At 73.7% G+C, this 25,966-nt stretch carries 16 protein-coding genes; 12 read left to right on the forward strand and 4 right to left on the reverse strand.

Annotation, left to right across the window (positions count from 1 at the left end):
• Window positions 1-22 precede the first annotated feature (22 nt).
• On the reverse strand, window positions 23-1,855 hold the full coding sequence (locus ACSRUE_RS12650; RefSeq protein ID WP_441291199.1) for a PE-PGRS family protein: 1,833 nt from the start codon (window positions 1,853-1,855) through the stop codon (window positions 23-25).
• A 385-nt stretch (window positions 1,856-2,240) separates the two neighbouring features.
• On the opposite strand from ACSRUE_RS12650, the gene ACSRUE_RS12655 reads away from it, so the two are divergent.
• Together ACSRUE_RS12655 and ACSRUE_RS12660 are read left to right on the forward strand one after the other, a co-directional pair.
• Window positions 2,241-3,251, forward strand: coding sequence for a vWA domain-containing protein (locus ACSRUE_RS12655; RefSeq protein WP_441291200.1), 1,011 nt, complete (start codon window positions 2,241-2,243; stop codon window positions 3,249-3,251).
• 290 nt (window positions 3,252-3,541) lie between these two features.
• The gene (locus tag ACSRUE_RS12660) at window positions 3,542-5,815 is read left to right on the forward strand and encodes a hypothetical protein (protein WP_441291201.1); all 2,274 of its coding nucleotides are present in this window, start codon (window positions 3,542-3,544) and stop codon (window positions 5,813-5,815) included.
• A gap of 135 nt (window positions 5,816-5,950) precedes the next feature.
• Here ACSRUE_RS12660 and ACSRUE_RS12665 read toward each other — a convergent pair whose 3' ends face one another.
• Window positions 5,951-6,787 (reverse strand): ferredoxin--NADP reductase, encoded by an 837-nt coding sequence (locus tag ACSRUE_RS12665; RefSeq protein WP_441291202.1) that lies wholly within the window; start codon window positions 6,785-6,787, stop codon window positions 5,951-5,953.
• 432 nt (window positions 6,788-7,219) lie between these two features.
• Here ACSRUE_RS12665 and ACSRUE_RS12670 point away from each other — a divergent pair, with 432 nt between their 5' ends.
• The 7 genes from ACSRUE_RS12670 to ACSRUE_RS12700 all read left to right on the forward strand — a co-directional run bounded on the left by ACSRUE_RS12670 (window position 7,220) and on the right by ACSRUE_RS12700 (window position 15,855).
• Entirely contained in the window at window positions 7,220-11,284 is a 4,065-nt protein-coding gene (locus tag ACSRUE_RS12670) for a hypothetical protein (RefSeq protein WP_441291203.1), read from the forward strand.
• A 93-nt stretch (window positions 11,285-11,377) separates the two neighbouring features.
• Complete coding sequence (locus ACSRUE_RS12675; RefSeq protein WP_157907166.1) at window positions 11,378-12,118, forward strand: Crp/Fnr family transcriptional regulator; 741 nt, start codon at window positions 11,378-11,380, stop codon at window positions 12,116-12,118.
• A 120-nt stretch (window positions 12,119-12,238) separates the two neighbouring features.
• The gene (locus tag ACSRUE_RS12680) at window positions 12,239-12,550 is read left to right on the forward strand and encodes a hypothetical protein (protein WP_437711098.1); all 312 of its coding nucleotides are present in this window, start codon (window positions 12,239-12,241) and stop codon (window positions 12,548-12,550) included.
• 230 nt (window positions 12,551-12,780) lie between these two features.
• Window positions 12,781-13,161, forward strand: coding sequence for a dihydroneopterin aldolase (locus ACSRUE_RS12685; RefSeq protein ID WP_441291204.1), 381 nt, complete (start codon window positions 12,781-12,783; stop codon window positions 13,159-13,161).
• Between the two features lie 45 nt (window positions 13,162-13,206).
• Window positions 13,207-13,596, forward strand: coding sequence for a YidH family protein (locus ACSRUE_RS12690; RefSeq protein WP_441291205.1), 390 nt, complete (start codon window positions 13,207-13,209; stop codon window positions 13,594-13,596).
• A gap of 399 nt (window positions 13,597-13,995) precedes the next feature.
• Entirely contained in the window at window positions 13,996-15,051 is a 1,056-nt protein-coding gene (locus tag ACSRUE_RS12695) for a hypothetical protein (RefSeq protein WP_441291206.1), read from the forward strand.
• A 261-nt stretch (window positions 15,052-15,312) separates the two neighbouring features.
• Window positions 15,313-15,855, forward strand: coding sequence for a hypothetical protein (locus tag ACSRUE_RS12700; protein WP_437764405.1), 543 nt, complete (start codon window positions 15,313-15,315; stop codon window positions 15,853-15,855).
• 33 nt (window positions 15,856-15,888) lie between these two features.
• Here the strand turns inward: ACSRUE_RS12700 and ACSRUE_RS12705 are convergent, their stop codons facing one another.
• The gene (locus ACSRUE_RS12705; RefSeq protein ID WP_441291207.1) at window positions 15,889-16,977 is read right to left on the reverse strand and encodes an AAA family ATPase; all 1,089 of its coding nucleotides are present in this window, start codon (window positions 16,975-16,977) and stop codon (window positions 15,889-15,891) included.
• A 36-nt stretch (window positions 16,978-17,013) separates the two neighbouring features.
• Window positions 17,014-20,976, reverse strand: coding sequence for an AAA family ATPase (locus ACSRUE_RS12710; RefSeq protein ID WP_441291208.1), 3,963 nt, complete (start codon window positions 20,974-20,976; stop codon window positions 17,014-17,016).
• 148 nt (window positions 20,977-21,124) lie between these two features.
• On the opposite strand from ACSRUE_RS12710, the gene ACSRUE_RS12715 reads away from it, so the two are divergent.
• The 3 genes from ACSRUE_RS12715 (at window position 21,125) to ACSRUE_RS12725 (ending at window position 25,958) form a co-directional block, all read left to right on the forward strand.
• Window positions 21,125-21,601, forward strand: coding sequence for an ATP-binding cassette domain-containing protein (locus ACSRUE_RS12715; protein WP_437764408.1), 477 nt, complete (start codon window positions 21,125-21,127; stop codon window positions 21,599-21,601).
• Window positions 21,602-21,949: 348 nt separating this feature from the next.
• Complete coding sequence (gene treZ, locus ACSRUE_RS12720) at window positions 21,950-23,896, forward strand: malto-oligosyltrehalose trehalohydrolase (protein WP_441291209.1); 1,947 nt, start codon at window positions 21,950-21,952, stop codon at window positions 23,894-23,896.
• Window positions 23,886-25,958 carry an amylo-alpha-1,6-glucosidase gene (locus ACSRUE_RS12725; protein WP_441291210.1) on the forward strand — a complete coding sequence of 691 codons (2,073 nt, stop codon included), beginning with the start codon at window positions 23,886-23,888 and terminating at the stop codon, window positions 25,956-25,958. The genes treZ and ACSRUE_RS12725 overlap by 11 nt, the downstream gene beginning before the upstream one ends.
• Window positions 25,959-25,966: the final 8 nt, after the last annotated feature.

Genomic DNA, 25,966 nt, shown 5'->3' on the forward strand with positions numbered 1-25,966 from the left:
TCCTCGAGCTCAGCAGCGTTGATCAGTTGATCTGCAGGTTCGCGGACGCCTCACCGTCCTGTCCCGCGCCCGCGACGCCGCCGCTCGGGGTCGTGCCGCCAGCGCCGCCGTACCCGGGGACGCCGGTCGAGCAGCTGTTGTCTCCGAACGTGAAGGCGACGCCCGCGGCTCGCGCCAGGCAGGCGCTCGGGCCACCGCCCCCGCCCGCGCCTGGGCCGCCGTCGCCGCCATTGCCACCCCTGCCGCCGACGCCGCCGTTGCCGGCGTCATCAGGACCGGGGCCGCCAGGGCCGCCGTTCCCTCCGAACTGCGGCGCTCCTCCGTTGCCGCCGCGGCCGCCGTTGCCGCCCTTTCCGGTCGTGATCTCGTTGCGGGAGACGACCACCCGTCCGGCCGCCGCGAAGATACCAAAGCTCCCGCCTCCACCGCGGCCAGCCTGGCCGCCGCGGCCTCCGAGCCCGCCGCATCCGCCGCTGCCGCCGCCACCGCCGCGATCATCAGGGAATGGAGAGCACGAGCCGCCGCCGCCGCCGCCCGCGCCGCCGCCGCCGCCGCCGTTCGCTCCCTGCTGCCCGTTGGTGCCGTTCGCAGGCTGGTAGACGCCCGAGGCGATGCGCCCGAGATTCGCGCCCCCTGTTCCCGGCGTCCCTTGCGATCCCGCCATGCCCGGTGCGCCATTTTGTTCTGGCGAGGTGCGCGTCGAGCAGCTTCTCGACGCGATGCCCCCCGCGCCGCCCGCCGCGCCCTGGCTGCCCAGATGGCCCGCCGCTCCGGTGTTCGGGCCATGTCCGCCATATCCACCCCTCCCGCCAGGCTCGTCGCAGGTGGGCGCCGGGCCGGCATTGCCGAGGCCGCTGCAGTTGTGGCAGCCCTGCTCTCCCGCATTCCCCACCGCCGCCGTCCCCACCGTGTGCGCCGCCCCGTTCGTCCCTGCGGCGCCGGCCCGTCCCTCCTCCACGTCGATCTGGTTGAACCGCACGAAGAGATCCGCCGTCCCCCCGCCGAGGCGCACTCCATAGGTGCTCGCGCCGGCCGACGACGGGCTCAGCGCTTCTATCGAGAGGCCCTCGATGTGCGTCGGCTGCGTGATCGAGGGCGCGTGGAACACCGTGCCTGTCGCGCGCACGGTGGTCGTCACCGAGGACGTCCTCCGGAACTTGAAGTCAGCGTTGGCGTGATCGAACCCACCATAGATGCTGATGCCGGACACGACCGTGACCGCCTCCTGGTACAGCTCGCCCGACAGGCAGATCGCCGGCACCGCGCCCGCCTGCGCCACCTGGATGGCCTTGGCGATCGTCTCCACCGGCGCGTTGCGCGCCCCGCTGCTGGCGTCGTCCCCCGTGCTCGCCGAGACGTAGATGCATCGCTCGACGAGCCCGTCGCCGCCATCGCAGTTGTCGTCGACGAACTCGGCGTCGATCGGATCCTCGCCCGCCTCTCCCGCCGCGGTCGGCGTACACGCGTATTCACAGCCGCACTCGCCCGTGAAGGGATTACCGTCCACGTCGTGTGTGCCCGGCAAGCATCCCAGCGCGCATCGATCCGCGCCCCCGGCGCCGCCGCCGCCCGCCTCTTCGCTGCCACCCTCTCCACCCGAGCCGCCTTCACCCCCGCTCGAGCCGCCTTCACCCCCGCTCGAGCCGCTCGTGGCGGCGGCGCTGCTCGATGACGCTGTCGTGGTGGTGGTGGTGGTGCTGCTGCTGCTCGCGGAGGACTCGCCGCCCGCGCCCGAGCCGCCTCCCGTGCCCGCGACCGGCCCGACGGGGCCGTCGATCGAGCTGCTCTCCGCGCAGCCGATCGCCGAGAGCAATGCGAGCAGAGATGCCGTCTCGAGGAAGAATTGTGCGCGCATGCTTAATTCTGCACCTTCGCGCGCTTTTCGAAAAGACTTTGTCTTGCTCGTTCCCAATCACCATGGGGCTGTGCGCCACATTGCGGCCGGCATCAAAAGCGCGTCCGCCCACGCCGTTATGTGCTGCGCCGGCGCGAGCCAGCTCACGATTCCGCGATTCGCACCTCGCGCCTGTCATCGTCTCCGGTACTCTGTGTCTGCGTACCTTCCCGCTTCCGCACCGTCCTCGCTGTCCTCTGTTCATCTCATGCGCCTCGAATCGCTCCACCTCACCTCGCTCGCTTCCATGGTTGGGCTCGCCGTCGCCATGGGGCTCCATGGCGCGTGTGCACCGGACTCAGGAGCTGGCCTTGTCTCGTCCTCTTCCTCTTCGGACGGAGCTGGCTTGGGCGGGACCTTTGATCCGGATGGCGGGCTGTCGACCGACGCGCCTGTCGAGGTCCTCGATCCGGACGCCGCGTGTGGCCTTGTCACCGAGGAGGCGATCGCGGTCCCGCTCAATCTCTACATCATGATGGACAAGTCGTCCTCGATGGCGGGCGACGACCCCACGGTGGCCGACAAGTGGACCAGCGCGAAGGCCGGCCTGACGGCGTTCGTCAACAGCGCGAGGTTCGCCGGCGTGCGCGTGGCGCTGCGCTTCTTTCCGCGGGTGGCGGACGACGTGCCGGCCTGTGACCACGAGGCGTACAGGGAGCCGCTGGTCCCGTTCGGTCCGCTCCCCGACAACGCGGGCGCCATCGTCGCGGCCATCGAGGCCGAGTCGCCGAACGGAGCGAGCACGCCCGTCTATCCGGCGCTGGGCGGCGCGCTGCTCCAGGGCATCGACGTGGCGAAGAACCACCCCGGCGAGGCCTCGGCGGTGCTGCTCGTCACCGATGGGCAGCCCCAGGGGCCGGCGGCCCAGTGCGCCGGGGTGAACCCGGAAGACCCGGACGCCATCGCGGATCTCGCGGCGGCGGGCGCGCGCTTCGGCACCCCCGTGCGCACCTTCGTGATCGGGCTCCCGGGCGTGAACCAGAGCTTCGCCAACCAGGTCGCGGCCGCGGGAGGCACCGACGCCGCCGTCCTCGTCGGGGCGACCAACATCGCCGTCGAGTTCGAGAACGCGCTCGCGAAGGTCACGGGGCAGGCGCTCCCGTGCGAGGTCGAGGTCCCTTCCCAGGTGGCCGGCGGGCAGGTCGCGTTCGACGACGTCAACGTCCTCTTCGGGCTCGACGGCGCATCGCAGGAGATCCTGCCGCAGCGCCCCGGCTGCGACGGCCCAGGCTGGCGCTACGACGACCCGGCCTCTCCCGCGGCCCTCGTGCTGTGCCCCGACACCTGCGAGGCCGCCAGGGGCGCTTCCATCGCGAAGATCCAGATCCTCCTCGGCTGCGAGACCGTGATCCTCTGACCGGGCGCAGCAGAAGGACCGCGCGATCTCGAAGGAGAGAGGGCGAACCGCTGGCGTCGTGGAGAGGACGGCGGGAGCGACGGAGAGGCCGAGGAACATGCGGCGCAGACGCGAGGCGTCATGGGTGAGGCAGCTCACTGCGCTGACGGCGGGGGGCGCGGATCGTGGGGCCGGCGCGAAGGCGTGGGACCGGCGCGCGCGGGCGGCGCCCGGCGCGGTGAGCGCCGCCTTGCAACTCTGCACTGCGCTTTGTGGACTCCGGGCCCCCAGAGCCGTAAGAGGACGGAACCATGACGAAGGAGTCCTCCCTCGCAGCCGCAGGCTCGCCGCGGCACGCCGCCCCCGCCGCGCTCCACCCCGCCCTGGTGCTGAGCGCCTACCTCGAGCCGCTCGTGCGCGGCCGGCGGGTCGCGGTGGTGGGTGACGCCACCATCGGCCTCGCCGACCGGCTGCTCCAGCGCGGAGCCCGCCTCGTTCATGCCTACGACCCGGACGCCGCGCGCGTCGCCGAGAAGCTCGCGCGGACGGCGCCCACCCGGCAGCCGCACCCGAACGTCGCCGTGTTCGAGGGCGACCTCGGCGTGCGCGACGGCGCCTTCGACACCCTCGTCATCCCCGATCTCTCCCTCTTCGGCGATCCGGCCGAGGTCGTCCGGCGCGCCCGACGCCTCACCGCAGCGGGCGGCGTCGCCGTCATCGCGTCGCCGAACCCGGACGCCGCCCGGGGCCTGCTCCCCGCGGGCGCGCGGCGCGGCGCGGCGCCCGGCTACTACGCGCTCTACGACCTCGTGGCGCTCCAGTTCAAGCAGGTGCGGATGGTCGGCCAGGCGCCGTTCGTCGGCTACACGGTCGCGGAGTTCGCGCCGAAGGGCGAGCCCGAGGTCAGCGTGGACACGTCGATCCTCGATGCGTCCGAGGAGCCCGAGTGGTTCATCGCCGTGGCCGGCGAGCGCCTGCCCAGGCTCGACGCGTTCGCCGTGATCGAGCTGCCGTTCGCCGACTTCCCGGGCGCGAGCGCCGGCCCGTCGCCCGAGGCGCTCAGCGAGGCCGAGGGCCGCGCGCAGCGGCTCGGGGGCGAGCTCGCGGAGCTGCGCACCCGGCACCAGCGCGACCGCGAGGACGCCGGGGTCCGCGCCGAGAGCGCGGTCGCCACGGCCGCGCGCCTCGCCGAGGTGGAGGCCGAGCTCGATGCCAGGGCGGCGCGCCTGCGCGACGTCGAGGCCAGGGCGGGCGACGCCCACGTCCGGGCCGAGCGCCTGTCGCACCAGATCCGCGACATGGAGGAGGAGCTCCGCAGCCAGCGCGATCGCGCGACCCGGCTCACCAAGCAGCTCGACGACGAGAAGCGGGTGCGGACCAAGGTCGAGCTCGAGCTCGGCATGATCCGCAACAGGCCGGAGATCGCCGGCGCCCGCGACCGCCTCGACGCCGTGACCGCCGACCTCGAGGCCGCGCGCGCCCGGATCGCCGAGCTCGAGGCGCGGCCCGCCGTGGCGGCGCCCGACCCGGCGCTCGCGGCGCGCGTGGGGGAGCTCGAGGCCGCCGCCGTGGGGGCGCGGCGGGAGCTCTCGAAGCTCACGTCGGAGCGGGACACGGCGCGCAGGCGCGCGCAGGAGAGCGAGCGCGCGCTGGAGGAGGCGCGGCGCGCCGGGGGGAGGGTCGAGGAGCTGGAGGCCGCCCGCGCCGAGCTCGCGCGCGACCGCGACCGGCAGAAGGAGCGGGCGGACCGGAACGAGCGCGAGAGCCGCGCGCTGGAGGACCAGCGGAGCGCCCTCGACGCGCGCAGGCTGCTGCTCGAGGCGCGGATCGTGGAGCTCGAGCAGACCGTCGTCGCGCTGGAGCAGCGGGCGTCGGAGCTCGAGAAGCGCGACGCAGGCGAGGCGGCGGCCGCGGAGATCGCGGGCCTCGAGGAGGCGCTGCGCGACCGGGGCCACGTCATCACGTCGCTCATGGCGCAGCTGCGCGAGAGCGAGCGGGTGGGCAAGGAGCTCGTCGACGAGCTCGGGACGGTCTTCGCGTCGGCGCCGGCCGGCGACGGCGGGCCGGGCCAGGCGGCGGACGGCGGGCAGGGCGGAGCGCTCGCGGGGCAGGGCGGGCCGGGCGGCGCGGTGGAGGCGCTGCGGCAGCAGCTCGACGCGCTGGCGCGGAGCGCCGCCTCGAGCGAGGCCGACCTGCGCGCCGCGGGATGGAAGATCGCGCAGCTCGAGCGCGAGCTGACCGAGGCGCGCGACACGGCCGGCTCTCCGCCGGCGCTCCACGAGGAGCTCGAGCAGGCGCTCGTCGCCGCGCAGGCGGAGATCGCGGCGCTGCGCCGGGCGGCGGAGCGGGACGACGTGGCGGCGGCGCGCGACGACGTGGTGGCGGCGCGCGACGACGTGGCGGTGGCGCGCGAGGACGTGGCGGTGGTGGCGCGCGAGGACGTGGCGGCGGCGGGCGAGGACGTGGCGGTGGTGGCGCGCGAGGACGTGGCGGTGGCGCGCGACGATGTCGGCGTGCCGCCCGAGGTGATCGAACAGACGGTGCTCCTCCAGCAGGTCGCCAGCGCTGTCGAAGCGAGCGTGTGAGCCGCGGTCTGGACCGGGGCGGGCGGTGGCCCCGGTCCAGGTCCGACTACGCGGCCTGCGCGCCGCATCGATCCACGCGTCCGCCGTGACGCCGACGCGTGGTCCGGGGCGCAGTCCGACGCGCGGCGCGCGACGTCACGCCGGGCCGGACAGGTTCCTGCTCTCGGCCGGCGACGCGCTGGCGAGCGGGGCGCGCTTCTCGCCCGCGAACGCCTTCTCCACGAGGTAGTCGCCCGGCTCGCCGCTGTTGCCCTCCTCGAAGCCGCGCGACTCCAGGAGCGCGGCGGTGTCGGCGAGCATCTCCGAGCTGCCGCAGAGCATCAGCCGGTCGTGCGCGGGGTCGAGCGCGGGCAGCGCCAGATCGGCGAAGATGCGGCCGGACTCGAGGAGCGCGGTGATCCGGCCCTCGGTCTTGAACGCCTCGCGGGTGACGGACGGGTAGTAGCGGAGCTTGGGCCGCACGATCTCGCCGAGCAGCTCGTCCGCCGCGAGCTCGTGCTCGAGGTAGCGCCCGTAGGCGAGGTCCTGCACGCGGCGGCACGTGTGCGTGATGACCACGCGCTCGAAGCGCTCGTACGTCTCGGGGTCCTTGACGACGCTGAGGAACGGCGCGAGGCCGGTCCCGGTCGCCAGGAGCCACAGGGTCCGGCCCGGCCGCAGGTTGCCGATCGTGAGCGTGCCCGTCGCGCGCTTGCCGACGAGGATCGTCTCGCCGACGGCGATGTGCTGCAGGCGCGACGTCAGCGGGCCGTTCGGCACCTTGATCGAGAAGAACTCGAGCGTCTCCTCGTGGTTCGCGCTCGCGAGGGAGTACGCGCGGACGAGCGGCTTGCCCGCGACCACGAGCCCCATCATGCAGAACTGCCCGTTCGCGAAGCGGAAGCTCGGCGAGCGGGTGGTCTTGAGCGTGAAGAGCTTGTCCGTCCAGTGGTGGACCTCAAGCACCGTCTCTTCTGTGTAACCGGGTACCATGTCGTTCATCCTTGTCGGTGCGAAAGCATCGCGGCGAGGTGGTTCGAAAGAGCGCGCTCCCCGATCAAGACAGCGGGGCGGCGCCGCGGTGCGCGAGCGCGCCGAGCTCTACCGCAAGGTCGTCTTCCATGAGTTCGCCGCTTAATCTAGCAATGATGCAAATGATAATCAAGATCGCCACCGGCCCATGGGGCCGTCCTTGGTGGCTCCGCGGAGCGTCGCCGCGCACGACCTCGTGGCGCGCCGTCCTCTAGGGGCGGCGGCGCGCCTTGACGATGCCCCGGGAGCCGCTGGCACGCCGCGGAGGCCCATGCCGCGGGTCGGGCGACGACGGCGGGCCGGGCGGGGCGCTCAGGGGCCGGGCGGGCCAGGTGCGCTGCGCCGCGCGGCGTCTCTGTGCGCACGCGGTCGCTCGCGCTAAGGACCGGGCCGATGCGCGCTCCTCGCCCCCTCTCCACGCTCGCCCGGCTCGCCGGCGCCGCCGCCCTGGCCCTCGCGCTCGGCGCCTGCGGCGCGGTCACCGCCCCTGGCGCGAAAGACCCCATCGCCTCGCTCCGCGACGCCGGCGCGCATTCGGCCGACGGCGAGGTCGTCGGCCGTTGGCTCCTCGGAGAGCTCCTGGTCCCGGGCGGCACGCCTGCCGGCGCCAGGGAGGCGCGCAAGCGCCTGGAGGGGATCGGCGCGAAATCGATGCTCGCGTCGCTCGGGCGCGCGATCGACGACCAGGGGCACGGCCGCAACGCGCGCGCGGCGGCGGCCTACCTCGATGCGCTGGACGCCGCCCGGGTGAGCGCGCACCCCGACGCCCCGCTCGTGGGCTGGTTCGCCGCGAACCGCCTGCTCGGCCTGCGATCCAGCGTCGCGGGCCTCTGGAAGAAGTCCCGCGAGGTCGTCCTGCGCGCCATCGACCACCCGGGCAAGCTGGGCTGGCGCGCGCGCGGAGAGCTCGTCGAGTGGTGGAGCCTCGACGGGCTGCCCGACGAGGCCGCCGCGGCGCGCCCGGACGGCGCCGCCGGGACCGCCGACGACGCCGCCGGCACGGCGCCCGCCGTGCCGCTCGTCGACCGCGCGGCGCCCGCCGTGCCGCTCATCGACCGCTCGGCGCGCCGCTACGGGTGCATCGAGGACGCCCGCTTCGCCGGCCCGTTCGGCCACCTGGCGCCGAGCGATCACCGCGTCCACTACGAGGCGGAGCGCGCCGGCCCCTGGCCGCCCGTGTTCCCGCGCGATCCCCACCGCAGAGGCCCGCCGCGCGTGCTCGGCGCCGAGCGCCGCGGCTGCCAGCTCTCGGCCGTCGCGCCGGAGGGGCCCGGCGAGGACGGGGCCAGGGGAGGCATCTTCTACGTCGAGACCTTCGTCGACCTGCCCGCCGAGCGCGAGATGCTCATCGCCGTCCAGGGGGCCTACGCCATCCTCGTCGACGACGTCGAGGTGCTGACCCGCGACACGAAGCAGTGGGGGATCTGGCCCCGCTTCGGCGTCCGCCTGCGCCTCGGCCCCGGCCGGCACCGCATCCTCGCCCGCGTCGGGGGCCGCGACACCTCCATCCGCCTGCTCGCGCCCGACGGCACGCCCCTCGGCGTGGCCACGTCCGCCGATCCGACGCCGCCCTATTCGCTCGTCCGGCCCGAGGTCCTGCCGGATCCCAACCCCATCGAGCCGTTCCTCACGGCGCTCGGCGTGCCGCCGCAGCCCGCGCCGAAGGTGGCGCGCGCGCTCGGCCTGCGCGGCGCGCCCCCCGCCGAGCGCGACGTGGGCGATCCGATCGCCCGGTATCTCGCCGCGACCATCGCGCACCTCGAGGGCCAGGACGACGTGAGCGCCGTGCTGATCGAGCCGCTCGTGGCCGATCCTGCGCGCGCCACCGGCCCCGCGCTCGCGGCCCAGGCGGTCTTCCTCGAGAAGGACCCGATCTTCCCGGCGTCCGACGGGCGAGACCTCGTGAAGGACGTGCGCGCGCGCGCCGTGGAGAAGGACCCGGAGCTCTGGTACCCCCGCCTCTGGCTCGCGCTCGAGGAGGCCGACAAGGTCGGCCTGTCCGAGATGACCCGCACGATCGAGGCCCTCGCCGACCGCTTCCGGGAGGTGCCCGACCTCCTGAAGACGCTCGCCGGGATGTACTCGCGGCTCGGCTGGCGCGTCGAGCACGTCCGCACCGTGAAGGAGGCCGCCGCGCGCTTCCCGGACGACATCGAGGTGCTGGGCGCGCTCCTCCGGATCCACGACGGCGACGGGCGCATCGCGCAGGCCGACGCCCTCGCCGCGCGCATCCGGGAGCTCGATCCCGACGCGGAGATCGAGCTGGAGAGGGCGATCGATCGCCGCGACTACGCGGCGGCGATCAAGGAGCTCCAGCGCCTCGGCTCCGTCCGCAAGGACCGCAAGGACATCGCCGCGCGCGTCGCCGACCTCCTGACCCGCGCCGGCAAGCGCGCCGAGTCGTTCGAGCAGCTCGAGCGCGCGCTCGCGAAGTCGCCGGACGACGCCGACGCGCGCCTCGCGCTCGCGGACGCGCGCTTCGCGCGGGGAGAGCGCGGCGCGCTCCAGAAGGCGCTCATCGAGGCGATCCGCACCGGCGCCGACACCTCGGGCCTGCGCGACGCGATCGAGCTGCTCGACGGCACGACGGAGCTCAGCCCGTACCGGCTGGACTCGAAGAAGGTGATCGCCGAGCACGAGGCCTCGGGCGAGGTCATGCCGGGCACGGCGGCGCGCGTGCTCGACTATGCGGCCATGTGGGTGCACGAGGACGGCTCGGCGCGGATGCTCCAGCACGAGATCATCCGGATCCAGTCGCGGGAGGCCATCCAGGAGCACGCCGAGCAGCGCATGCCCGAGGGGCTCGTGCTCAAGCTCCGCACGGTCAAGCGCGACGGGTCGATCCACGAGCCGGAGTTCATCGAGGACAAGCCGACCGTGACGATGCCCCACCTCGAGGTGGGCGATTACATCGAGGTGGAGAACCTGTTCGTGCTGCGCGGCGACGGGCAGGGGGGCCTCACGTTCCAGGGCCCGCGCTGGTTCTTCCGCGAGGAGAAGGTCCCCTACTGGCGGAGCGAGTTCATCGTCGTGTCGCCGAAGAGCCGGCCGCTCGACGTGGAGGCCTCCGGCCCCGTCCCGGCGCCGGAGATCGTCGAGTCCGGCGCGCTCGTCACCCGCCGCTACCGGGTCGACAAGAGCCCCGCGCTCCCGGAGGAGCCGGCGAGCGCGCCGATCTCGGAGTTCCTTCCGAACATCCGCATCGGCTGGGGCATCCGCCTGGACAGCACGATCGCGCGCATGGTCGACGCGGCCGCCGACGAGACGCCGCGCGATCCGCGGCTCGTGCGCATCGCGCGGGCGATCACACGTACGCCGCGCTCGCCGGCCGCGGGCGGCGGCGAGCAGGGGAAGGCCGCCGGCGCCGCGCAGGATGCGCGCGGCGAGGGCGGGGGAGCGGCGCCGTCGAAGGACGAGCAGGCGCGCCGGATCTACCGGTGGGTGCTCTCCAACGTGGAGCCGGGGCGCGAGGACGACGGCCGCCGCGTCGTCATCGGCAAGAGCGGCAACCGGACCGAGGCGTTCCTCTACCTGTGCCGCCTGGTCGGCATCGACGCCGGCTACGGCGTCGTGAGCGACCGGCTCACCGCGCCGCCGCGCGGGCCCATGAGCGAGGCCGAGACGTTCAACGCGCTCGCCGTCCGCCTCGACACCGGGGAGAAGCCCGGCGCGGGCGCGGCGCGCTGGATGTTCGTGCGCGACAAGTTCGCGCCGTACGGCTACCTGCCGAGCTCCCTCCGCGGGCAGCCGGCGATCGTGCTGAAGCCGGGGGCGCCGCGCGAGGTGACGCCCTCGTCCGGCGCGCACGACGGCGTGGTCACGGAGGGCGTCGCCGAGGTGGCGAGGGACGGCTCGGCCTCGCTGGCGATCGAGCAGCGCTACGAGGGCAAGCTCGCGATCGCGCTGCGCTCGGCGCTGGAGTCGCTCCCCGACGCCCAGCTCAGGGACGCCGTCGAGTCGCGCCTCCTGCCGCAGATGGTGCCGGGGGCGCGGCTCCAGGCGATCGAGATCAAGGAGCTGAGCGAGATCGACCGGCCGCTCACGCTGAAGATGAAGATCGCCGCCGCGAGCTTCGCGCGCGCGCAGGGAGGGGAGCTGGTCATCACGCCGCCCTTCGGCGTGCGCGTGGCCAGCCTCGCCAGCCTGCCGGTCCGCGAGACGCCGCTCTACCTGTCGGAGCAGATCGCGACGCGCTCGGAGGTGCGGCTCCGCGTCAAGCTCCCCGCGGGCGCGCGCGTGATCACGAAGCTCGCTCCGTCGACGGCGGACGACGAGGGGCGCGCCGTGCGGGTGAACGATCGCGTGGACGGGGGCGCGCTGGTCCTCGATCGCTTCCTCGATCTGCCCGCGGGCCGCGTGCAGCCCGATGCCTATACGAAGTTCCAGCAGTTCGCCCGCGCGGCGGACAGCGCGCTCGACCGGGACATCGTCGTGCAGCTCGACCGCGACGGACGCTGAGCGCGGCGCTCCGCTCGCCCCGCGCCGGGCCTCGGTCGCGGGGATTCCTGTGTGTCAACCCACGCGGTATGGATTACTCTTTTGTTCCCTACCGTGAGCGATCTGGATTCCCAGTACGCGCAGGATGCTGGCCGCCAGCCGACGGATCCCGTGAAGGCGCGGGTGGCGCGCGCGTTCCGGCTCTCCTCCCTGTTCGCGCAGGTGGATCGCGAGGTCCGGGAGGCGGTCACGGACGCCGCGGTGCTCGAGGTGGTGGCGTCCGACGCGGCGATCTTCGAGCAGGGGGCCCCCGCGGACACGCTGGTGGTGCTCGGCCGGGGGCGCGCGCGCGTCGAGCGCGTCAACGAGGCGGGGGCCGCGTTCCCGCTCAGCTACCGCGGCACGGGCGACGTGCTCGGCGAGTCGTGCCTCGGCGGGCTGGAGACGCGGACGGAGCGGGCGATCGCGATGGATGAGGCCGAGGTGGTCCGGGTGCCGCTCGCGCTCGTCCGCGAGCTCTGCGCCCAGCACCCGGGGCTCGGCGGCGCGGTGTTCGCGCTGCTCGTCGCGCGGCAGCGGGAGACCGAGGACCGGATCGAGTCGATGCTCTTCAAGAACGTGGGGGGGCGCCTCGCCGAGTTCCTCCTGCACGCGGCGGAGCGGTGGGGCGTGCCGACGCCGCGGGGGACGCTGATCTCGGCGCCGATCACGCACGCGGAGATCGCCCAGGTGATCGGGTCGACGCGCGAGACGGTGACGCTGACGCTCGGGGCGTTCCGGAAGGAGGGGGTGCTCGACGCGGCGGGGCGGCGCCTCATCGTCAAGGACCGCGAGGCGCTCGCCCGCAAACGCTAGGTGCGGTGACGGCCGAGGAGCCGGCGCGCTCCGCGCCGGCGCGCGCGCCGTTCCCAGTTGACGTGGCGCACGAAGCGTCGATACGCCTTCGCGAGTCGACCCCGCAGGAAAGGACCGCTCATGCCGAAGCTCAGCTCCGGGACAGCCATCGCCGTCGCATTTCTTTTCGGTTGCTCCGCGTCGTACGTCGCGCCGCGCTTCCTGGTGCCGCCGGTGCAGGCGGGGACCGATCCGCCCCGGTGGGAGGTCCGGTGCGTGGACGTGGAGACGGCGCGCGTCAGCGACAGCCAGGTGTTCGAGGTGACCACCACGGCCGGATGGAACCCGGTCCTCAAGCGGTTCGGGCAGGAAGGCTGGGAGCCGGTGCAGTTCCTGCGCAGCGAGATGACCGCGAAGATCGAAGCCGTGTGCTTCAAGCGGCCCCTTCTCTGACGTGGCGCACGTGGCGCACGTGGCGCGCAGCCGCCGCGCGCCTGTAGGGAGGTCGCGCCGGGAAGGCCGCCCGCGCCGGGACACGCCGGGACGGCCGCCGCGCGCCGGGACGGCCGCCCGCGCCGCCGAGACGGCCTCCGCGCGCCGGGAAGGCCGCGGCGAGCGGGCGGGCCTGCCGCGCGGCATTCTTGCGGCGGAAGCCGGCCGGAAGGCGTGCTAGGGGGGCGCCGATGGAGTCCGCGATCCAGACGTACCGGATCCGCCTTGACGGCATCCGCTTTCGCGCCAAGCACGGCGTGTCTCGCGCCGAGCGCGACCTGCCCCAGGATTTCGTCGTGTGCCTGGAGGTGGAGCTCCCGGTCTCGCTGTTGCCTCGCGCGGACACGCGCGCGCGCGTCTTCGATTACGACAGGCTCGCGAGCCTCGTCGTCGAATCGGGCACGAGCGCGTCGTACAAGCTGCTGGAGACGCTCGCCGAGCGCATCATCGAGCGCGTGCTCGACGACACGCCGGCCCTCCTCGTGACCGTTCAGGTCAAGAAGTTCGGCCCGCCGACGTCGGTGTCGGTGGACGCCGCATCCGTGGAGCTCTCGGGCCGCAAGCTCGGATGAGCTCGCTTGAAGCGGGGCGCCGCGCGACGAGGAGGGCGAGCCACCATGCCCGGCGAGGAGAGCGTGAAGCGCACCGAGGCCTACGCGAGGGAGCACCTGGCCAACGAGCGGACGCACCTCGCCTACGTGCGCACGGCGATCGCGCTGCTCAGTTTCGGCATCACGCTCAACCGGGTCAGCCTCTACTTCCTGGAGGCGGGGCCGCCGGCCGCGCCGGGAGGGCCGCGGTCGTTGCTGCGCGAGGTCGTGGGCGTCGGCGCGGGGATGGTCGTGCTCGGGATGGCGCTCATCGCGTGGGCGGCGATGCGTTACCTGCGCGTCGCTCGCGCCATCGATCGTGGGGAGTACCGGCCTGACCGGACGGCGATCCTGATCTTCACGGCGGCGCTCTTCCTGGCCGGCGCGGCGAGCATCGCCTGGCTCTTCATGGATTGAGCCGGACGCGAAGCGACGCGGCGCGACCTGCCGAGGAGGGGCGGACGGCTGCGGACGTTGCCTCCTCGCGGCCCGGCGGAGGACACGGCGTCCGTCAGCGGCTTTCCGTTGACGAGCATCGTTTTTCCTCCCTTCAAGCGCCTGCCCTGCTGGAAGGCTGCCTCGCCAGCGGCGCATTCTGGCGAAAACTTGCGTGACGCCCGTGGGCCCGACGCGGCATAGTGCGCGCCTCGGATGACAGGCAAACGACACCCCGGCGGATTGGGGCCGCCAGGGTGCCGGCGCCTCAGCCTCGTGCCGGAGGACTGGAGCATGGGTAGGCCCATCGCGCCTTGGTTTGTTGGTTCCATTCTTCTCATCGGCCCAGCGACGTTCTTTGCATGTGGTGACGTGCCCTATATGGGCGGAGACTGCGCGGTCACGGATGACTGTGAGTCGGACCACCAGTACGTGCCGGGCACGATCTGCGTCGATGAGCGCTGCGTGTGCGGGGACCCGGGCAAGGTCATCTGCTGCGCGCGCGGCGAGGAGGGCTCGCGCGGCGAGCAGGGCTCGGAGTGTTTCAAGGAGTGCCTCACCTGCGACGAGTGCGCGGAGGGCACCGAGGAGGGCACCGAGAAGTGCTCCGGGGTGCCCGTGCCGCCCGGCGGCTGTGAGAGCGGCGCGGAGTGCCCCGGGGTGCCGCCCGGCGGCTGCGAGAGCGACGCGGAGTGCCCTGGCCCGCCGGACCCGCGGTGCGGCGCGGGGCGGTGCGTGGACGGCGCGTGCGCGGTGGAGATCCACAAGGGCCCGCTCGAGTCGCAGCTCCGCGGCGACTGCAAGATCGAGGAGTGTACGGCCGACGGCCGCGTGGTCAGCGCGGCGGCCCAGGACGTCTACGATGACGGCAACCAGTGCACCCTCGACTTCTGCGCGGTCGATGAGCCGCAGCACCTCCTCTTGAACGAAGTCACGTGCCCCGCCTCGGGCGAGGGGCGGTGCCATGAGGGCGCCTGCGTGCAGTGTGTCGCCACCGACGCGTCGCTGCGCTGTCCCGGCGGGCTCGCGTGTGATGGCGTCTGGTGCGTGCCGGAGCACTGCGTGAACGACGTGCAGGACGCCGGTCGCGGAGAGACCGGCTTCAACTGCGGTGGCCCCTGCCGGCCCTGCCAGGCGGGGGACCGCTGCCGCGCGGCCACGGACTGCATGAGCGGCGTGTGCACGAACGAGAGCTGCATGATCCCGACCTGCAGCGACGGGGTGAAGAACGGCCGCGAGTCCGGCGTCGACTGCGGCACGCTCTCGTGCCCGCGTTGCGAGCCGGGCGGGGGCTGCAAGACCGGCGCGAACTGCAAGAGCGGGGTGTGCTGGGCCGGCGCCTGCGAGGCCCCCACCTGCACGGACGGCGTGAAGAACGGCGACGAGGCCGGCGTCGACTGCGGCGGTGAGGGGTGCGCGGGGCAGTGTCCGGAGTGAGCGTATCGCTGCCTGCCTCCGCGGCGAGTGCCTTCCAGGAACCAGCTGCCCTGCTCGACGCCGCGGAGGCGGCGCCGCTGCTCGGCTCCTGAGAGCACTCGCGCCTCGCAGGCCGGCGCGCGACGGGCGCAACCTCGGGACGGTACGACCCATGTCCATCGGGACGTCCCCGCCCGGATCCCGGTTGACGTCCAATTTCACCGTCGGTAGGACGGCTCGCGTCGTCACGTCGCTCGTCCGCTTGGGGAAAGGGGAGGTACCATGGGCACAAGAGGCCGGCAGAAGATCCCATGGGCGGTCGTGGCCGTCCTCCCGCTCCTCGCCGCACCGGCGCGAGCAGGAGCGGCCGAAATCAGCGCCGGTGCGAGCCTCGGGTGGATTGAGCTCGGCGCCGATTCTCGCCCCGCGGTGGGTCCACAAGGGGGGATATCGTGGCCCTTCGAGCGAGACTTCTTGTTCACGGTCCACGACCTGTGCACCCTCCTCCTGGGGGCCCAGGGCGGCGGGCTCGGTGTCTACAATCAGACGTCACTCGACGTCGGCGTCTCCTGGGAGGACGGCAATTTCAGCCTGGGGCCATCGCTCGCGCTCTACGACATGCCGTCGTGCGGCGTCGCCTTGTGCGGGCGCGTCGCCGGGGTGGCGATAGGCGGGCATGCGCAGGTCAACTCGTACTTCGCAGGGCCGCTGGGCTGGTCGACGAGCGCCCATGTGCAGTGGCTCGGCGGGGATAGTCCTGTGCTTCCGGGCCACGTGGCCTTCGTCGTCGTCGCTGGTCCCGTGTTTCGATGGAGCACCGAATGAACACGAGGAGGCCTCTGTCGTTGATGGCGGACGTCATCCCTCCTCCTCCGCGCCGCTTGCCAGCACCGTCTCTCCACCCTCCTTGCCAAGCTCGATGAGCCGGCAGGGCGTCGCCTTCCGGATCCGCTCCGCCAGCGGGCGGGAGTGCGTCGTGATCCATAGCTGGCTCCGGGATGCCGCGTGCACAAGGAGATCCCCGAGCGGCCCGAGCAGATCCGGATGCAGGCTCGTCTCGGGCTCGTTCAGCGCCATCAGCAGCGGAGGCCTCGGGCTCAGCAGCGCTGCCAGGAGGCAGAGATAGCGCGCCGTGCCGTCCGAGAACTCGCGGGCGTCGAGCGGCCGCGACATCCCTGGTAACCCGAGCTCGACGCGGAACCGCCCCTGCGTCGAGGAGACCTCGAGGGACGCGCCAGGGAACGCGCTGGAGACGGCATCCTTCAAGGCGACCCTGTCGCCGATATCGAGGATCGTCGCCAGCGCCGCGGCCAGATCGTGGCCATCGGTGCTGAGCACAGGCGTCCGCACCCCGACCTGCTCGACCCGCAACGGCGCGCCGGAGTCGGTGCGGAAGTGGTGATAGAACCGGAAGCTCATCAGCTTTTGCCGCACCACCGAGAGCAACGGAAAGCGGTGCGGCTCCACCACCTGCGCCAGCACCGACTCCGAGCCCCAGAGCGAGAAGGGAAAGGTCACGCGGTGGCCGTCCGCGTCGCGCGCGAAGGCCGAGCCCGCGGCCCGCTCCAGCATCGGCAGGCGGCGGCGCTTGTCGAGCAGCCAGAGGTTCTCTTCCTTGATGTCCGGGTCCAGCTCGAACGGCCCTCCCGGCGGCGGCGTCAGCCCGCACTGAAGCTCGTAGACGAGCTGATCCAGCCGCACCCGCAGCGTCATCCGCACCGGGCCTTTGCTGCGCCGGCCGGCCCAGAGCACCGAGGGCATGCCCCCCTCCTCGGCCAGCGTGCGCGCAAAGGTCCCGCTCGCCGCGGAGCCGAGCAGCACCATGGTGCGGTAGAGGTTGGTCTTGCCGACGCCGTTCGGTCCGACGATGACGTTGACCTGCGCGAGGGGGAGGGTCAGCTCGCGGATCGAGCGGTATCCCGCGACGTGGAGCTCCTGGACCGTCATCCCGCCCAGGATAGCGTATCGCGGTCACGGGCCTTGCTACCGCAGGCGGTGCTCGCGGAGCACGTCGGCCGGCACCGCCTCGCGCGCGAGCTCGCAGAGCCGCGCGTGGTGCGTGAAGAACAGCACCTGCGTCGTCCCCGCGAGCTCGCCGAGCACCGCGAGGGCAGCCCGGGCGCGGTCGTCGTCGAAGTGGATCAGGATGTCATCCAGGATGAGCGGCATCGGCTCGCCCGTCCGGGCGTGGTGCTCGAGGCTCGCGAGGCGCAGCGCGAGGTAGAGCTGGTCGCGCGTGCCGTCGCTCAGGCCCGTCACGTCCACCTCGCGCTGCACCGGCGCCCTCGCGGGCTCCGCCGCTGCGTCCGCGGGTGCCTTCGCGGGCCCTGGCGCTGGGTCCGCCGGAGCCTTCGCGGGCTCCGGCGCTGGGTCCGCGAGCGCCTTCGCGGGCTCCGCCGCGCCGTCCGGCGCGGGCGCCCTCGCGGCCGCTGCCCCGCCGGCCACCCCGCCGGACGCCGCCGCGCGGACGCAGCGGAGGATCGCCTGCTCGCTCTCGTCGTAGCCCACCCGGAGGCCGGTGAAGGCGCCCAGCGTCAGGCGGTGGAAGAGCGCGCTCGCGCGCGCCAGGATCGGGCCCTGGTTGCGCTCGCGGTAGCGCTCGATCTCGCGCTCGAGGAGCACCGCGGCGAGGCGCGCCCGCACGTAGCGGCGCACCTCGCCGCGCAGGTGCGAGAGGCAGATCTGCGCCTCCGCGGCGGCCTCCGCGGCGCCCACCGTCGCCCGGAGGTGCTCGCGCTCTTGCTCCAGGCTCCCGAGCGCCCTGTCGATCCGGCGCCGCTCGTCCTCGAGCGCCGCGAGGCGCTCCTCCGCCCGGTCGAGCTCGAGCGCGAGCGCGTCCCGCTCCACCCCGGCGGTCTCCTGCTCGAGCGCGGCGATGCCCGCGCCCTCGCCCGCCTCGAGGAGCTTGCCCTCGTTCTCGACGAGCTCGCGGTCGAGCCGGCGCGCCTCGCGCGAGCGCTCCTCGGCCAGGGAGAGCGCGGCGACGTCGTCGGCGTCGTCACCGCCGCGCGGGACGCCCGCCGCCTCGAAGAGCTTGGCGAGGCGCGCCTCGGCGGCCGCGCGGCGCGCGTCCTGCTGATCCAGCTCGCGGCGCTTGTCGGCCAGGCTCCGCGCGATCTCGCCGCGCTCGCGCAGGTCGGCGCGCGCCTTGTGGTGGCGCTTGATCAGCTGATCGGCGGCCTGATCCGCCGGCAGCGGGGCGAGGTCCGGCGCGTGCCGGGACGCGAGCTCCGCGACGTCGGCCGCGAACCCCCGGGCGTCGCGCTCCATGCCGCGCACCCGGCGGCGCTCGTGGGCGGCGCTGTCCGCCTTGCGGAACAGCGCGCCGAGCTCGTCGAGGATCGCCGTGGCCTCGTCCGCGGAGGCGTCGCCGGGCAGGCCGAGCGGCCGCACGCCCTCGGCCCACTCGGCCCGCCACGCTTCGAGCGCGCGGGCGTGCTGCGCCTGCTCGCGCTCGAGGTCCTCGATCTCGCGCTCGAGCTCCTTGCGCTCCCGCAGGAGCTCCTTGCGCTCCCGGGCCGCGCCCTCGATGGCCGCGAGCTCCTGCTCAGCGGCCTCGATGAGCGCCGGGAGGCGCGCCGGCGCGTCCTCCGGCGCTCCGGCCGCGTCGTCGCGCGAGCCCGCGCCGGCCGCGTCCCCGCGCGAGGCGCCCGGCGCGGCGCGGGCGCCCTGGAGCGCCGCGTGGAGCTCGGCGGCGTGCGCCTGCATCCGGGCCCGCAGCGCCTCGGCCTCGGCCTCCGCGGCGCGCAGCCGGTCGACCGTGGCGGTCAGGGCCGCGTAGCGGCCGAGCCAGCCGCGCATCTCGTCGGGGGAGCGCGGGGCGACGCCCGCGGGCCGCCACAGCTCGAGCCACGCGGCCTCGGCCTCCTCGGCCCGGCGCCCGAGCGCGGCGCGCTCCGCGGCGAGCTGCGCCAGGTCCGCCTGGGCCCGCGCCTCGTCCGCGAGCAGCCGCGCCAGACGGGCGACCCGGTCGGCCTCGCGGCGCAGCCGATCGGCGAGGGCGTCGGCGGCGCGGACCAGGTCGGCGTAGTCGTCGGGTTTCCCCCGGGCGGCCGGCGGCTCGTCGCGCGCGGCGAGCGACGGCCTGCGCCGCGCCCCGGGCGCGGCGGGCGCGTCCGCGCCGAGGTCGAAGAGCGAGGCGGTGTGGATCGCCGCGGCCGCCGCGCGGGCGCCCGCCTTCGCCTGGAGGGCGCGCACCAGCGCCTTGAAGGCGGCGTCCCGGCGCTCGCGCGCCTCCGCGAGGTCGGCCTCCGTGGGGACGGCGCCGGCGCGCTGGAGCGCGTCAATCTCGCGGGCGCTCTCGCGGAGGCGCGCCTCGATCTCGGCGGCGCGCTCGCCGAGCCGCTCGCGCTCCCGGGCGAGCGCGCCCCAGTGCGCGGCCGCCCGGTCGACCGTCTCGGGGAGCGGGACGGGCAGGGCGCTCGCCTCGGCCGCGGAGAGCGGCCGGCCTTCGGGCGCGCCGCCGGCGTCGAGGCGCGCCCGCCGCGCTGCCTCGTCGACGTCGAGGCGTGTCCGCTTCGCGGCCGCGCCGAGGCCGAGCCGATCGCGCTGCGCGTCGGCGTCGCGGGCGAGCTGCGCCGCCGCGGCGGCGGCCTCGCGGAGGCGGTGCTCGAGGTCACCCTGCTTCTGCGCGCGAGAGAGCGCGCCGCGGAGCGGGGCGGGGTCCTCGCCCGGCGGCAGCTCGGCCAGCCGGCGCGCGCAGGCGTCGCGCCGCGCGCGGTGCGCCGAGAGCAGCCGCTCCACCTCGCGCGGCTTGGCCTCGGCGGCGCCGCGCTCGCGGGCGAGCTTCTTGATGCGCGCCTCGGTCGCGACGTCGACGCGCATCGCCTCCAGCCGCTCGGGGTCGTCGCCGCCGGCCAGCGAGGCGTCCCGCCCGAGCCTGCGGAGGATCGCGCGCGCGTCCTCCTCGACGCCGTGGAGCTCCGCCCGGACGCGCGGCAGGTCGACGGCGGCCTTGCGGTGGCTGCCGAGCCGGGTGACGAGGCCGTCGATCGCGCCCGCGTCGAGATCGGCGAGCGACGCGGGGACCTCCAGCGCGGCGTGGCGGGCCTCGAGCTCCGCGATGTCGGCGCGGAGCCGCGAGGCCTGGGCGCTCGCGTCGGCGGCGCGATCCTGGGCGTCCTCGCGGTCGCGCTGCGCGCTCTCGGGCAGCAGGACGACGTGGCCGAGGGCGGCGCGCCGGCCGAGGATCGCGCGCCGCGCCTCCAGCAGCGGGAGCACCCGGAGCGCGCGCCGGAGCCGCTTGTCGGTCGACCGGAGCGCGCGCAGCTCCGCGTCGACGCGCTCCTGCTCGGCCCGCTGCTCGTCGATCTCCTGCCGCTTGCGCGTCCAGTCCGCGGGCGGGTGCGCGGCGCTCCTGGCCCCGTTGCGGGCCGCCTCGAAGGCCTTGATCGCCTCGTTGAGGGGGCGGGTCCTCGCCTGGGGCGTGAAGATCTCGTCCGCCTCCTGGCGGAGCGTGGCGAGCAGCTGCTGCAGCCCCGGCCCGCCGAGCCCCGCGCCGAACAGGCTCTGACCGACGTCGCCCTTGCCCTGGAGCAGGGCCTCGGCGCCCTGGCGGAGCGTCTCGTGGGTGAGCCCGAAGGAGGTCCGGAAGAGCTCCTCCGTCACGCCGCCGAGCACCGGCGCGAGCGCGACGTCGTCGAGGGGGTTGTCGTCCGGGTCGCGGAGCGTCTTCACGCGCCCCTTGCGGCGGACGAGCGCGAGCGCGGCGTCGCCCCTGCCCGCGAGCCGGCCGCCGACGCGGAGATCGGTGTTGTGGTGCAGGTGGGCGTCGGGGGTGATGTGCGGGATGCCGTAGAGCAGGCCGCGGATCGCCCGGAGCGCGGTGCTCTTCCCGGCCTCGTTGGGGCCGTAGACGACGTGGAGGCCCGGCGACGGCGAGGCGAAGTCGAGCCGGAGATCCGTGAAGGGGCCGAACGCGAGGAGGTGGAGCTCTAGGATCTTCACGAGATCGCTTGCCGGGCGCAGGGGGCGGTGCCCTCCCCTGAACGGATAGCAAGTGCGGAACCTCGGCGCGTTGTCAAGCCGCACCGCGCGGCGCCGGGGCGCGTTGCGCGGCGCCCGTCCGTCCGATGAGGGAGCGGCAGGTCGTGTCGTGCTGGAAGCGGCGGGCCGCCTCCGCCACGCGCCCGACGCGGGGCTGCTGCTGCTGAACGGGCTCGATCGCCACATGCTGGGCGCCGCCGCGTGGCGGCGCCGTGTGGCCGCGGCGCCGCAGTTCCACGAGAACCACGTCCTCGCCGGGACGTTCGCGTACAACCTACTGATGGGCAGGCGCTGGCCGCCGAGGCCCGACGACCTCGCGGAGGCCGAGGAGATCTGCCACGAGCTCGGCCTCGGCGAGCTGCTCGGCCGGATGCCGGGGGGGCTGGAGCAGGTGGTGGGCGAGACGGGCTGGCAGCTCTCGCACGGCGAGCGGAGCCGGCTCTACATGGCGCGCGCGCTGCTCCAGGGCGCCGAGGTCGTCGTGCTCGACGAGAGCTTCGCCGCGCTCGACCCGGAGACGCTGGAGCGCGCGTTGCGCTGCGTGCTCCGGCGCGCGCGCACCCTCGTCGTCATCGCCCACCCGTAGCCGCGGAGAGCGCGCTCTCATCGCCTCCTATCGCAAGGTCGTCAAGCCCACTTCGTGGCATCTCCCCATCTCGATGGGTCGACTCCTGTCTCGTTCTATCTCCTTCGCGTTCACGAACACGCGTCTTGGGCAAGGAGGAGCCCAGCGGCGCGCGAGATTCAGAGCGAGCTCACGTCGCGCAATTTCGCCACACAGACAGCGCTGGCCTCGATGTCGGTTTGCTCCTGATCGCTCTCAGGCAGCTCCGTAAGGCACGTTGCGCTCGACAACCGAGCAGCGACAGCGGTAGCGTCGTCATGTGCATATCGGCGCTGGACGTCATCTGTGTTGCACCTAAAATTCATTTCAATGCTGGAGTTCAAGACGGAGAGGCGGTTGCCCGTCGGCGCAGAGGTGCTCGTCGGGAAAGGAGTCCACTTCCGTGTCTGGGCGCCGGCCAGGCGCAAGGTCGAGGTCGTCCTGGAGGCCGGGCCGGGGAGCGGCGGGGCCGCCCCGCTGCGGCCCGAGGAGGGCGGTTATTTCGCGGCGCTCGTCGCGTCCGCCGCGAGCGGCACCCGCTACCGGTTCCGGCTCGATGACGGCGAGGCGCTCACGCCCGATCCCGCCTCGCGGTCGCAGCCGGAGGGGCCGCACGGGCCCTCCGAGGTGATCGATCCCGGCGCGTTCTCATGGAGCGACGCGGCATTCCGGGGCGCCCCGCTGAAGGGGCAAGTCGTCTACGAGATGCACATCGGGACCTTCACCCGGGAGGGCACATGGGAGTCCGCCGCCCGCGAGCTGCCGGAGCTCGCGCGGATCGGCGTCTCCCTGATCGAGCTGCTCCCCATCGCCGAGGTCCCCGGCCGCTTCAACTGGGGGTACGACGGCGTGAACCTCTTCGCGCCGACGCGCCTCTACGGCAGCCCGGACGATCTCCGCCGCTTCGTGGACGCGGCGCACCGCGTTGGGATCGCGGTGATCCTCGATGTCGTCTACAACCACCTCGGCCCGGACGGCAACTACCTCGGCCAGTTCTCCGGGGACTACTTCACCGATCGTCACAAGACGGACTGGGGAGCGGCGATCAACTTCGACGGCCCGCGATCCGAGGCGGTGAGGGAGTACTTCATCGCCAACGCCGGCTACTGGATCGACGAGTTCCACCTCGACGGGCTCCGGCTCGACGCGACGCAGAACATCTACGATGGCTCGAAGGACCACATCCTCGCCGCCATCGCGCGCCGCGTGCGGGAGGCGGCGAGGGGCAAGGAGACGTTCCTCGTGGCCGAGAACGAGTCGCAGGAAGAGTGGCTGATCCGCGCCGCCGAGCGGGGCGGCTACGGGCTCGACGCGATCTGGAACGACGATTTTCACCACAGCGCCAAGGTGGCGCTCACCGGCCGGAGCGAGGCCTATTACGGCGATCACGAGGGCTCGCCCCAGGAGCTCCTCTCGGCCCTGAAGCACGGGTTCCTCTTCCAGGGGCAGCGCTATCACTGGCAGAAGCAGCGGCGAGGGACGCCGGCGCTCGGCGTCGATCCGGCCCGCTTCGTCCTCTTCCTGGAGAACCACGATCAGGTCGCCAACACCGCGCGAGGCGAGCGGCTCTGTCACATCGTGAGCCCGGGCAGGTTCCGGGCGATGTCGGCGGTCCTGCTCCTCGCCCCGGGGACACCCATGCTCTTTCAAGGGCAGGAGTTCGGGTCCTCGGCGCCGTTCCTCTTCTTCGCCGACCACAACCCCGAGCTCGCCCCGCTCGTGCGCAAGGGCAGGGCGGAGTTCCTCGCGCAGTTCCCGTCCTGCGCGGCGCCCGAGGTCCGCGAGCAGCTCGACGATCCGAGCGATCCGCGGACGTTCGAGCGCTGCAAGCTCGATTTCTCCGAGCGCGAGCGGAACGCCGCCGTCTACGCCCTCCACGAGGACCTCATCGCGCTCCGCCGGCGCGATCCGGTGATCCGGGCCCAGCGCCCGCGCGGCGTCGACGGGGCCGTCCTCTCGGCCCACGCCTTCCTCCTGCGCTACTTCGGCGACGACGGCGACGACCGGCTGCTCCTCGTCAACCTCGGGCGGGACATCCATCGAGGGTCGTTGCCGGAGCCGCTCTTCGCCCCGCCGCCGGGGCGCCGCTGGGAGACGTCGTGGTCCAGCGAGTCTCCCCGCTACGGGGGCCAAGGCAGCCCACCTGTCATCACCGAGGAGGGCGTCCACATCCCGGGCGAGGCGGCGATCCTCCTCCACCCCGTGGTCGGGACGCCGGTGCCCGAGAAGACGAGCGCCAATCCGCGCCCGGAGGAGCCCAAGAAGCATGTACGCTGACGAGATCTGCCGGAGGATGGTCTGGTCCCGGGGCGCCGCCCCCACCTCGGAGGACGACGCCGAGCGCGGCTCGGACCCGCTCACGCGGGAATGGCTCGTCACGAACGGCCTCGGCGGTTACGCGTCGGGCACCGTCTCCGGCGCGGTGACCCGCCGCTTCCATGGACTGCTGATCTCCGCGCTGCCGGCCCCCCTCGGCCGCACCATGATGCTCAGCGATCTCTCCACCCGGATCTTCACCGCGGAGGACAGGGTGTACCAGGTGGGCGGTCAGGAGCCCTGGCTCGACGACGGCGCCGCGCAGGTCATCGATCTCGCCGAGTTCCGCCTCGAGGCCGGGCTCCCCGTCTGGCGCTACGAGGGCGCGGGGATGGCGATCGAGCGGCGCCTCCTCATGCCCCACGCGCAGAACACGGTCCATGTCACGTACACGCTCGTCGAGGGGACGGGCCCGGCGCGGATCGAGCTCCAGCCGTGGGTGAATTTCCGGCCGCACGAGGGCGCGCTCGATCGGCCGGTGGCGGGCCCCTATGCGCTCACCGTGGTCGAGGATCGCTACGAGCTCGCGTCGCCGGGCGACCTGCCGCCGCTCCGGCTGAAGGTCCAAGGGGCTCGGGCCGAGTTCAGGATCGAGAGCGCCCGCCTGCGCAACGTCCGCTACCGGATCGAGCAGAGCCGCGGATACGACGCCGTGGGCGAGTTCTACAGCCCTGGCCGCTTCAGCCTCGAGCTCCCGGTCTCGGGCAGCGCGACCCTGATCGCGTCCACGGAGGCCTGGGAGACGCTCAACGCCCTCTCCACGGCCGAGGTGCAGCGCGCGGAGCGCAAGCGCCGGACACGGCTCCTGCTCGCCGCGGCGCCCGAGGTCCGCACCGGGCCGGCGGCGGAGCTCGTCCTCGGCGCCGATCAGTTCCTCATCAGCCCCGCGGGCCGCGTCGAGGACGCCGCCCGCGCCCGGGCCGCGGGCGACGAGGTGCGCACCGTCATCGCGGGCTATCACTGGTTCACCGACTGGGGCCGGGACACCATGATCAGCCTCGAGGGGCTGACGCTCGTCACGGGGCGCCACACCGAGGCGGGCTACATCCTCCGCACGTTCGCCCATTACGTGAAGGACGGGCTCATCCCCAACATGTTCCCGGAGGGCAAGAACGACGGGCTCTACCACACCGCCGACGCCACCCTCTGGTTCTTCCACGCGCTCGATCGCTACCTGGCGATCACCGGCGATCGCGAGACGCTCCGGCTCATCCTCCCCACGCTGATCGACATCGTCGAGCACCACACCCGCGGGACGCGCTTCGGCATCCGCGCCGACCCGCAGGACGGCCTGATCCGACAGGGGGAAGAGGGGGTTCAGCTGACCTGGATGGACGCGAAGGTCGGCGACTACGTGGTCACGCCACGCCGGGGGAAGCCCGTGGAGATCAACGCGCTCTGGTACAACGCCCTGCGCCTCATCGAGCGCTGGGCGCGCGCGTCCGACGGCGACGGCGCGGCGAAGCGCTACGGCGCGGCCGCCGAGCGGGTCAAGACCTCCTTCAACCGGCGCTTCTGGTCCGAGGAGCACGGCTATCTCTACGACGTGATCGACGGCGAGCAGGGCGCCGACGACGCCTTCCGGCCGAACCAGCTCCTCGCGATCTCGCTGCCTCACCCCGTCCTCGAGCCGGCGCGCTGGAAGGGGATCGTCGATCAGGTGAAGGCGCGGCTCTGGACGCCCGTGGGCCTCAGGTCGCTCGCGCCGGGGCACCCGGACTACAAACCGAAGTACTTCGGCGACCTCCGCGCGCGGGACATGGCCTATCACCAGGGCACCGTGTGGGGGTGGCTCATGGGCCCGTTCATCGACGCCTGGCTGAAGGTGTATCCCACCGATCTCGGCGGGGCGCGGCGCCTGCTCGAGGGCTTCGCGCCGCACCTCGACGAGGCCTGCGCCGGCTCGATCAGCGAGATCTTCGACGCCGAGCCGCCGTTCACGCCCCGCGGGTGCGTCGCCCAGGCGTGGAGCGTGGCCGAGGTGCTGCGCGCCTACGCCCGGACGGCCCCCTCGGGGAGCTGAGCGCTCGC

The sequence above is a fragment of the Sorangium sp. KYC3313 genome (genome assembly GCF_052075895.1).
GTDB lineage: Bacteria > Myxococcota_A > Polyangia > Polyangiales > Polyangiaceae > Sorangium > Sorangium cellulosum_B.